A 9,608-nucleotide genomic window follows, 5' to 3' on the forward strand; every position below is an offset into this window, starting at 1 on the left:
TTAAGCTCCTTCTCCGGTCTCTACCGGCTGCAATTTTACATTTAGCGTTTCGATCAGTTCCTTGCCCTGCTTATCAGTGATGTTCACCAGCGGCGAACCGAATAATTTCCGTGTTTGTGCATCTACTAAGTCGGGTTCAAATCCGAGTTGTGCCCATTTCTCCATGATCGTTGCCTTGGTTTCCTCACTAACCAATTTCTCACCAGATTCCAACCACTCCAGAAGCTGTTTTCCGCTATCAACCGATGGCGTGAAGTATTGTCCGTCAAACAACCCTGTACGGTCCTTAGAAACGGTTGCTATGTGGTCAGCGGTCAAGTCCATTACCAACGTGAACTCATACTCCAACCCATCACGCTGTACCGGAGCCATACCGATCTTCCTAGGCACCTGCTTACCCTTGTCGTTCGCTTCCAGCACATATTCAGTCTTGGAGCGCATCGTCACAAAGATGTGGCACTTAGATTTCAGGATCGCTTCGACCATCTTGTTCTGTTTTGGTGTCAGCTCACCCCATGCCGCAAAGCTGTTTTTGCTCTTGGACATCGTATCTTTTTGTTCCAGCAGTCCACCTTCACCAGCCCATGCATGTGACAATGAATCGATGATGATGACATCCACCCCATAGTCCTCGAAGGCTTTGATGGCTTCAATGTACTTTTCCGTGGTGTATGGTGGGTCCAGATCGATCTTCGGGAACTCAGGTATATGAACACCTGCCTTCATCGTCTCAGCGTAAAGATCAGCACTCCGGTTCTCTGTGTCCACCAATCCAATCTTCTCCCAGTCACCTGTCATACCGAATGCCATGAGTAGCGCACTTAGTGTCTTACCCGAACCGCTTGGACCTGTCATGCCAATGCGTGCCTTTGTTACCTTCCGTTGCGCTTTACGAATTAGCATCTGTATCAACCTCCAATTCTTTGTATGTGATCTCTATTGGAGAAGGAAAGTAATTTTGAGGATTTGCAGGGCCGTATCTACCCAACAGCCATTCGGCGTAGTCATCATCGTTCGTATAAAATTTGATCGCCTTCATGAAACTTTGAACAGGTTGACCGTACTGATCCAAGTAATGCTCATCTTCTCTATGCTTTGGAACGTATTTATATCTCTTGATCATTGATATTCACCTCTCCATTTGCTATAATATTGTCAAATGTAATTTCTTATCTGACTTTCCAAGGCTGCCGCTGCTACGGCGGCCTTTTCTCGTTTAACGGCTTTGACGTAGTTCATCAGGTACACCCGTTTCAACGTCTCCGTCAGTGTCCCTCTCTCGCTTGCAATCTTCGCTAGATTCCGGAAGTGATTTCGATCTGTCGGCGGAACTTTCATCCTTTCTCACCTCCACTACATTAATAGGAGCCTCCCACCCGTAATGCCGTAGGATGTCGTCCACACTCTTGAATGTCTGTTGTTTCACGCTGTCTTTCGTTCCTCCTCAATTGCCTGTTGCAACTCATGATGTAGTCGTTCCTGTTCTTCGCGGTTCGCTATCTCGGCTTCATACTCGCTTAACGGCTTGGCGTACACTGGAGTGTGTCCACGGGCTTGCATGCTGCGAAACAAGTCCTCGTAATCAAATGCGCTCCATCCAAATATCCGCCCCGCTGCGGTAACCACTCTGAATTCTGTTAGCTCAGCTGGCATCGTCATACCCTCCGATCCGGCGCACTACCACAAACGTCATGCTGTCGATCGCTTCATATGCACAGTTGCGGCAATGTGGCTGCTGATTCTCGTACACTTCGAACTCTGCTGGCTTTCCGCATCCGCATCTCAGTCCCACCGGGGTCGGTGGCGTTGGGCGTTTGAATGGGATCGCTCGGGTTATCGGGTTTTCTACTACACGCAGTTTAGGCATTCTTCTTCAGCTCCTTTTCGCGTTCTGCTTGGATCTCTTTCCAGTACTTCCGGTTCAGCAGGATGGCCATCTCATGCACCTTCCGCCAAGCTTTGTCTGACATGCCAGGATTGTATCCGTTCATACTGTCGCCACCTTCCGATATTTTGTGTACAATATATAGGGCTTGTCCTTACATACATATCTGCATGTTGTGTTTACTTATGCTCCAGGGTTTTCCCGATCCATGAATGGAATGATTCCGCGCTTGCTGAGTATTCCATGTATGAACAGTCTTCCTGGCTGTGTCCATCTAGTGTTCATGCGTACCGAACGTTCGCCGCTATTGTGATGAATGTCGATCGTTCGAGACTTGGTATACCCTTTATCTTGATGCTTGGAGTACAGCAACCATTGATCATTTTGTTTGTACTGCACCTTTTCTTCATGGAGGATTTGGTTCAGCGCTGTCCCAGACAATCCGTAATCCTTAGCGATCTGCGTCACTGTCACCGTATCTTTACTTTGTAAGATTTGGTCCAAGTAAGTCATCTTGGGCTCATACTCTCTCACACGTTGTTCGAGCATTAGGTTTTCAGTGTGAAGTTTTTCGTTCTTGTCGACTTGATCCACCAGTGCAACCAATGCTTCTTTGTAGTTTTGTGGGAGATTCGGCATTGCCATCTTTCGTTCCATTTCAGCGAACCGGGATACGTAAGTGGCTGTGAAGAGTACGCCTTTCTGTCCAGTCATTTTGTTGGCGACCATGTCACAGCCGAGTTTGGTTATGTCGTACCGTTTGAGTGTTCTTCCAATTGAGTCTTTATAGGTTGTTTCGATGAAAAAATCATTCGGCCCAAAGTTGGACTCAATGAGAACACTCATATAACCATCAATATCTCTGAGTAAATGCTTGTGTTGTTTTCCGATCATGGTTGCAATGTCACGACTGTCTGCCAGCAATTTACCTTGGTTGTTCACAATGTTTAATTGGGTCATGTTCACTCGCTCCTTTTCAATTTGTTTAATTCGATCACGAAGCGCGATCATTCAGGGCAAAAAAAAGCTCGTCGACTGTCATTTTAAAATGTCTTGAGAGTTTCAATTGTAGATCTCGGCGTGGGAATCTGTGACCGTTCTCAATCATTGCATATGTGCTGTATGGAATGCCTATTTCCTTAGCCATATCTCGTTGAGATTTATCACCGCGAAGTTGTTCCATTGTTTTGTTTTTCATGTGTTACTCCTTTCAAGTCACGAAGTGTGACCGGGTTATGACCTTATAATACAGTCACGAAATGTGATTGTCAACACTTTTTATTCACTTTTTGTGATCATGATTATAATGTTCACGAAATGTGATATATAATAAGCAATTGGAGGTGGGTATTTTGAAGTCATTTGGCGAACGTCTCTCTTACTTACGCAACAAAAAAGGATTATCTCAAGATGAACTCGCAAAAATATTCAAAATAGGCAAATCTACATTAGGTATGTATGAGACGAACAAAAGAGAGCCAAAGCATGAGATGACTGCTAGAATAGCGGAATATTTCGACGTTTCAATGGATTGGCTTACAACCGGAAAGAATGAGAAAGAATTAAAAGAGAGCAGTTATGCTCTCCCAGAGGAAGTTATTTTAAATGTAATAAGAGAAGCGGAAGCGGAATTCAAGGTCGATCTACGCGATGATCCTGTTGTTGAGTCGGCTGTACGTGATCTGATAAAAAATCTTGCAATGATGAAGAAAGCAACTCAGAAAAACGATTAACAATGTACTGTTCTGAAACAGATAGATTTTTTTCGGTAATGATGACTTGTGCCGACTTTAACAACTGCTCGTCCATATGTACAACCCCTTTTGTGTTTTCTGCAGCCGTGTATTTGTATTGTAATCTTACCACATAAAACTAGTTTCTGAACGTATGTTCGTATTTCTGGGTAAAAAAATTTAATAAGGTGGCAGTGTGATGGAGTATGTACCCGTCCGCTGTCGTATCCCTGAACTCCTTGATCGCATTGGCAAGAATCAGCAGTGGCTTGCAGACAAGATGAATTTACCCAAGCAACGCATATCGGATATCGTAAACCTGAGAGCAAACAATATCACGATTCAACGCGCAGCTTTACTTGCTTATCATCTTGATTGCAGTGTTGATGATCTTTGGAAGTGGGGATGGCGGTAGCAGAGTAGCTTTCTTGCTACTCTCGGGTAAAAGTAACATATAAATGTTACTCACAGATACAGAGTGTTGCAATTATCTGTGCTCCACCAACTGGTTGTTATAAATATACCAGACCTTACATGTCAGATGCTGTCGAATCGAAATTTAAAACACACCTTAAATGGGGTTTAACCCTACTTGACAGTGTCATTTCTTGAACTTTTTCCGCACATGGACACGATTTCCGTCGGAAAAATGGACCACGGTTCCCGTTTTTGTTGGTTCTGTAGACTTTACTTTACTTTTGTTGACCAGGGTTGAACGATCATAAGACTCAAAACCATACGGTTTATACGCCTTGTCTGCATCCCTCATAATGTGAATCGCTATATATGATCCACATGTAGTATGAAACGCCAATGTCTTTCCTGAATTCTCTGTAACTTGCCACGGTTCAATGAAATTAACGTCTTTCTCCAGATTAAATAGCACGAAATCCGTATCATCGTCTTGCCTTCCATGCATCTTAACTCCAATAATATCCAATGATGTTCCCCTCTCTAGATGCTATGTAAACATATTAAATCAAGAAAGTGATGGAAACACTGCACAAAATATGCCAAGGAAATATCGGGAAATGATATAATAGGCTGGCTTACATATATAGAACCATTACCGCAGCCGATGCGGAGTTAAACGAGGAGAATAGAAATGAGAAAGTATTTACTGTCTTTATTAGTAGTGTTGTTATCGTTACTCATCGTTCTGCCATCCAATACGGCTTCAGCAGCCAATGGTAAAGTCACTCTAAAGTCGTACAGCTATAAGGGGCAACCCTATGTTCAGGTTGTGAACCATCCAAACAAGAATGCAGCAGCTAAAATGAACAAAGAGTTGAAAGCGCATGCTGTCAATGCAGCGGCTATTGCCAATAGTAAGGATATAAAACAGAATAAAAATCATTACTACAAAACGAGTGTTCAGACTGCTTACAACAAACAAAACGCATTATCTATCGTATACTACACCTATGTTTACACAGGCGGCGCACATGATATGCAAGGGTTAGAAACATTCAACTACAACTCTAGCAATGGTAATAGAATATACATGAAAGACTTCCTGGACAGCAGAACAAAAATAGTAAGAGCAAATATGTATCTCCAGTCGATTCTTGAAAAAAGAAGTTTGGCCAATCCTGGATCTATTCTATATACTGATACCATCATAGATATCCAGAAAGGCGCGTTTTACTATAATGACAAAGGTTTCACATTAAAGTTCATCCCATATGAAGTAGCTCCATTTTCTGAAGGGTTTGTGGATGTATACATCCCATATGAAATTATTGTAAATGGACAAAATACAACACCAGCAAAACCACAAACACCTCAAATCTCTCCGGTATCTGCAGTTTTGCCTTCTGAAATATATGTATATTCAAACGATCTAAAAACCTTTTTAGGTACATTATCAACAAACACATACGATAGCGATTCCATCTTCAACGCTTATGGGACTTATGGTAGCAAATACAACACCTTAAGCATTTGGAATAATTACGGAACTTATGGAAGTGCATATTCATTAGAAAGTGCATTTAACAAATACACGCTCACTCCTCCAGTGCTAGTATATAAAGGACAACCTTTCGGATATATAACAACCAATAAAAATGTTGTTAATGGCATAGCTCCGGAGAATTTATTAACCTTCGCAGAATCGCTATAGAGAACAGGCACCCTTCGGGGTGCTTTTTTCAATCACTTCGATTACAATTTTAATATCAATGTTCGTGGGAGGACACACATCATGAAAGCAGCTATATACATCCGGGTATCTACTGACATGCAGGCTGAGGACGGATTCTCTATAGAAGGACAACGTACACGCTTGGAAAGCTTTATACAGTCTCAGGACTGGTCTGTGCATGATTACTACATAGATGAAGGTAAATCTGCGAAAGATCTCAACCGACCTGAGATGCAACGTATGCTTCAGGATATGGAGGCCAAGCAGTTTGAAGTCATCGTAGTGTACAAACTGGACCGGCTCACCCGTTCCGTTGCGGATCTTCACGGATTGCTGAAACGCTTCGACCAATTCGGAGTCAAGTTTAAAAGCTCTACAGAGGTGTTTGAGACAACCACGGCCATGGGGCGATTCTTTATCACGCTTGTTGGTGCTATGGCTGAGTGGGAACGTGAGACGATCTCAGAGCGTGTCCGGTTCGGCGTTGAGCAAATGATCATTGAAGGTCGTCGACCTGGCGGCGTGATTCCATATGGTTACACCCAGAGCGAGGAACTAATCCCAGAGGAAGCTGCACTCATCCGGTATGCACGAGACCTATACATGGGCGGTTTGGGATACAAAGGCATAGCTATGAAGTTAAACCGCGAAGGTAAGCTACGCCGCGGGCAAGAATGGACATCAGCTACAGCAGCCTATACATTGGAGAATCCTTACTATGCAGGGATTCTGAGGTTGGGATCAAAAACACCAGATGGAAACTATGTTAATGGCAATCGGGACAGACGGGTGAAGTGTCTTTATGGTGATGGATCACATGAGCCTATATTTACTAGAGTGGAGTATGAGCAGCTTAAAGAATTCATGGAACGCAAGTCCCATGGAGGTTTCAGTCGTGTGCAAACATATTGGTTCAGCGGTGTGCTACGCTGTGGGCGCTGTGGAGCTGCGATGTTCGGTCGAATGACGACAGCGCGGTCAACGACTAATGGTAAAGTTCGCACCCCTTACTATATTTGTTCTAACAAGCACTCCAATAAGTCATGTGACATGCCTACGTTCCGCCAAGTACACGTGGAGCATTTGGTTATGGAGTATATTAGCAAGATTAAATGGGACATGAAAACGGCCGGAGAGATTGCAGCAGGCATGGAACAAGAGGTTGCGGATAAACAGGACGAAGCTGCTGAAGCACGCAGAGAGATCAATCGTATTGCTGAACGCAGAGAGAAATGGCAGTACATGTTTGTTGAGGGGCTGATCGGGAAAGATGCAATTCGTAAAAAGATTGCTGAGGAGGATGCAGCTGAGGAAGCGGCACGTAAGAAGCTGGCAAGCGTGAAGAACTCACTTTCGGTTATGCCAGACACAGCTGTTCTGGAAGACCTGCAAACGCTGTGGAAGCACATGGATGATGAGGAGAAGAAGACGATGGTCTATGAGGTGTTCGAGAAGATTGTCTTGAATACGCCAGAAACAAATGTTAAGGGTGTTAAGAACAAATTTTTCAATGCCGACATTGAGGAGATTAAGTTTAATTGACTACCATTATGTACTATATGGAGATCCATCATGGCCAGTGTTCATAGCCTGCAACATATCCAGCGCTTCTGCGCCCCTTACCTCGCCAATCACAATCCGGTTCGGACGCATCCGTAAGGAAGATTTGATCAGATCCCGAATAGATATCTGTCCCTTGCCTTCGGTGTTGGCATTCCGCGTTTCCAGTGATACCAGATTCGGTACCGTAACTATCTGTAACTCAGCCGAATCCTCAATGGTAATAATCCGCTCATCGGAAGGGATAAACTGGGATAATGCGTTCAGAAAGGTCGTTTTTCCCGATCCGGTCCCGCCTCCAATGAAGATGTTGTATTTGCTCCGTACCAACTGCTGCAATAATTCAGCCGCTTCTTCATGCAGGGCTCCCTTTTCAATCAGATCGGACATCTTCATCGGTTCACTGGGGAATTTACGAATCGTCATCGTGGGGCCTTTCAAGGCAATAGGAGGCAACACGATATTGACCCGTGAACCATCCTTTAAACGGGCATCTACGATTGGAGAAGACTCGTTCACAATCCGGTTTACCCCGGACACAATCATCTGAATAATGTCCTCCAGCCGTTCCTTGGACTCAAATTCAAGGGTGATCTGGCTGACTTCACCTTCCTGCTCCACAAAAATCTCCTTGTGACTATTGATCATAATCTCCGTAATATCGGGATGATCCACAAGCGGCTGTAGAATATCCAATCCACGAAAGGAGTCAAACAATCGCTGTACCAGCGTATGACGCTCTCCTGAGGTCAGATCATCCAGCTTCGGGTCAGTAAGAACTTTGCGTTCTATCCCCTGCCACAGTTCATCATCTCCTGCGGAAGAGGTTAAATCGAGGCCAGCCCTGACTTCCCTGCGCATCATCTGAAACTGTTCTTCACGATCCAGTATTCTATTGGATGAATCCATCATAGTGCCCACCGATCCTGCTTCTGAATTCGTCCCGTCTGCTTCAATTCTTCTTCGCCATCTTGTACCAGCATGGCACATAATCTCTTCACTTCACGTTGGAAGATCGGAGAACTAAGCATGACTTCCTCCTGACTGAGTTGTTTCCAAGAAGGGATGTAGGGCAACACTGCATCCAGATGCAGATCAGGGCGTGGGAGTGCATTGACGACATTGTCCCGATATTTGTTAACCACAAAGCGTGAACGATCCAGCATACTTTCGTACAAATCTGGTTTCGTACGCTCAGCATGCTGTAACCATTGTCCCCATCGATGCATGGCAGATATATCATCCTCAACCAACCAGACAAATGCATCTGCTGCATCCAGTACCCCTTCACTGCGCCCATCCCAACCAGAATCCCCATCCAGAATCAACACGTCATATTGTCCACAATCCGTTAAATAACGAAGCAGATTCGACGTATCCTCACGAGTCATTTGCAACAGTTCTTTCCGATTCGATAATGGCCAGAACACATCGGATTTCAGCGCTTCATGCCGGACCACATATCCATCTACGCCCTTCGATTGTACCTGTAACTGCTTGCCGGATTCCTTTCTTCCCACCTTCAGATCGTATAACAGGCGTGACAATCCCGTCTCCGCATCCGGGTGACGCTGCCCACTTCTAGTTAGTCCCTTTTCCAGAAACGGGTGCGTACTGTCCAGCGTCTCCAAATTCAGATAGAGAACAGCATATCCTGCAAGTCCCAATTGCTTGGCCATATGCAGGGCCACTGCCGTTTTGCCACTTCCACCCGAAGCGGATACTACACCGATGGAGAGAGTCTCTTGCCCCGGATGGTTAACCTTCTTACGGCGTGGCTGCCGGCAAGCATGCATCACAGCATCCAGCAAAGCAGGCAGAGGTTGATATTTCATCAGCCACTTGGCCTCATCTACCTCTTCCATCCCTTCACTAAGCATTAGCCAAGGTACACCCGATACTTCTCCCCCGTTATTCAGCCAGTCATTCAGAAACTCCGGTTCCGCAATAACCAGATCCGGTAATTCTCGACCTTCTTGCTCATTCATGTGATCCTTGAATGAATCTCCTTGGGAGAATGCCGTGAAACGCACATGGAGACCAGACGAATTTCCCTGTACATAATCAAGCCAGGCGCTGATGTAATCTCTATCCTTTGAAACCAGAACAACCTTCAGTACAATCAAATTTCCCTTCCCTCCCTGTCAAAAAGCACAAAAAAGCACCGTCCAATAACCGCATGAATATGCAGTATATGGACGGTGCTTCCGTCACGTGCTATGAATGTATGGATAATATAGCATACAATTTCTGGGGGAGCAAGGGATTTATTCTAACCTTTTCC

Annotated in this window: 14 protein-coding genes and 1 pseudogene; 4 read left to right on the plus strand and 11 right to left on the minus strand. The window is 44.7% G+C overall.

Annotation, left to right across the window (positions count from 1 at the left end):
* From FE296_RS23420 to FE296_RS23450, 8 genes are all read right to left on the minus strand, one after another.
* On the minus strand, window positions 1-903 hold the full coding sequence (locus FE296_RS23420; protein ID WP_223869011.1) for an AAA family ATPase: 903 nt from the start codon (window positions 901-903) through the stop codon (window positions 1-3).
* A complete protein-coding gene (locus FE296_RS23425) occupies window positions 890-1,123 on the minus strand; it encodes a hypothetical protein (RefSeq protein WP_150366525.1) in 234 nt (77 codons plus the stop codon). Before FE296_RS23425 ends, FE296_RS23420 begins: the two co-directional genes overlap by 14 nt.
* A 32-nt stretch (window positions 1,124-1,155) precedes the next feature.
* Entirely contained in the window at window positions 1,156-1,338 is a 183-nt protein-coding gene (locus tag FE296_RS23430) for a hypothetical protein (RefSeq protein WP_150366526.1), read from the minus strand.
* Window positions 1,339-1,422: 84 nt separating this feature from the next.
* On the minus strand, window positions 1,423-1,653 hold the full coding sequence (locus tag FE296_RS23435) for a hypothetical protein (RefSeq protein ID WP_150366527.1): 231 nt from the start codon (window positions 1,651-1,653) through the stop codon (window positions 1,423-1,425).
* Complete coding sequence (locus tag FE296_RS23440; RefSeq protein WP_150366528.1) at window positions 1,643-1,867, minus strand: hypothetical protein; 225 nt, start codon at window positions 1,865-1,867, stop codon at window positions 1,643-1,645. Before FE296_RS23440 ends, FE296_RS23435 begins: the two co-directional genes overlap by 11 nt.
* Window positions 1,860-1,991, minus strand: a complete 132-nt coding sequence (locus FE296_RS33845) for a hypothetical protein (RefSeq protein ID WP_263364264.1) — start codon at window positions 1,989-1,991, stop codon at window positions 1,860-1,862. The genes FE296_RS23440 and FE296_RS33845 overlap by 8 nt, the downstream gene beginning before the upstream one ends.
* 77 nt (window positions 1,992-2,068) lie before the next feature.
* Window positions 2,069-2,845, minus strand: coding sequence for a Rha family transcriptional regulator (locus FE296_RS23445; RefSeq protein WP_150366529.1), 777 nt, complete (start codon window positions 2,843-2,845; stop codon window positions 2,069-2,071).
* Window positions 2,846-2,879: 34 nt separating this feature from the next.
* Complete coding sequence (locus tag FE296_RS23450; protein ID WP_150366530.1) at window positions 2,880-3,083, minus strand: helix-turn-helix transcriptional regulator; 204 nt, start codon at window positions 3,081-3,083, stop codon at window positions 2,880-2,882.
* A gap of 154 nt (window positions 3,084-3,237) precedes the next feature.
* Between FE296_RS23450 and FE296_RS23455 the strand changes: the two genes are divergently transcribed.
* Together FE296_RS23455 and FE296_RS23460 are read left to right on the plus strand one after the other, a co-directional pair.
* Complete coding sequence (locus FE296_RS23455; protein WP_150366531.1) at window positions 3,238-3,618, plus strand: helix-turn-helix domain-containing protein; 381 nt, start codon at window positions 3,238-3,240, stop codon at window positions 3,616-3,618.
* A 199-nt stretch (window positions 3,619-3,817) separates the two neighbouring features.
* On the plus strand, window positions 3,818-4,033 hold the full coding sequence (locus FE296_RS23460) for a helix-turn-helix domain-containing protein (RefSeq protein ID WP_150366532.1): 216 nt from the start codon (window positions 3,818-3,820) through the stop codon (window positions 4,031-4,033).
* Between the two features lie 186 nt (window positions 4,034-4,219).
* Here FE296_RS23460 and FE296_RS23465 read toward each other — a convergent pair whose 3' ends face one another.
* Window positions 4,220-4,558, minus strand: a complete 339-nt coding sequence (locus tag FE296_RS23465; protein ID WP_150366533.1) for a LytTR family transcriptional regulator DNA-binding domain-containing protein — start codon at window positions 4,556-4,558, stop codon at window positions 4,220-4,222.
* Between the two features lie 165 nt (window positions 4,559-4,723).
* On the opposite strand from FE296_RS23465, the gene FE296_RS23470 reads away from it, so the two are divergent.
* Both FE296_RS23470 and FE296_RS23475 read left to right on the plus strand, forming a co-directional pair.
* Entirely contained in the window at window positions 4,724-5,743 is a 1,020-nt protein-coding gene (locus FE296_RS23470; RefSeq protein WP_150366534.1) for a DUF3298 and DUF4163 domain-containing protein, read from the plus strand.
* Between the two features lie 81 nt (window positions 5,744-5,824).
* Window positions 5,825-7,306 (plus strand): recombinase family protein, encoded by a 1,482-nt coding sequence (locus FE296_RS23475; RefSeq protein WP_150366535.1) that lies wholly within the window; start codon window positions 5,825-5,827, stop codon window positions 7,304-7,306.
* 21 nt (window positions 7,307-7,327) lie between these two features.
* On the opposite strand, the pseudogene FE296_RS23480 reads toward FE296_RS23475, so the two are convergent.
* Window positions 7,328-8,233: pseudogene (locus tag FE296_RS23480) on the minus strand (TadA family conjugal transfer-associated ATPase); the annotation flags it as partial.
* Window positions 8,233-9,450, minus strand: coding sequence for a nucleotide-binding protein (locus FE296_RS23485; RefSeq protein ID WP_150366537.1), 1,218 nt, complete (start codon window positions 9,448-9,450; stop codon window positions 8,233-8,235). The gene FE296_RS23485 and the pseudogene FE296_RS23480, both read right to left, overlap by 1 nt.
* Between the last annotated feature and the right edge of the window lie 158 nt (window positions 9,451-9,608).

It is taken from the genome of Paenibacillus sp. UASWS1643 (assembly GCF_008693195.1).
GTDB lineage: Bacteria > Bacillota > Bacilli > Paenibacillales > Paenibacillaceae > Paenibacillus > Paenibacillus amylolyticus_B.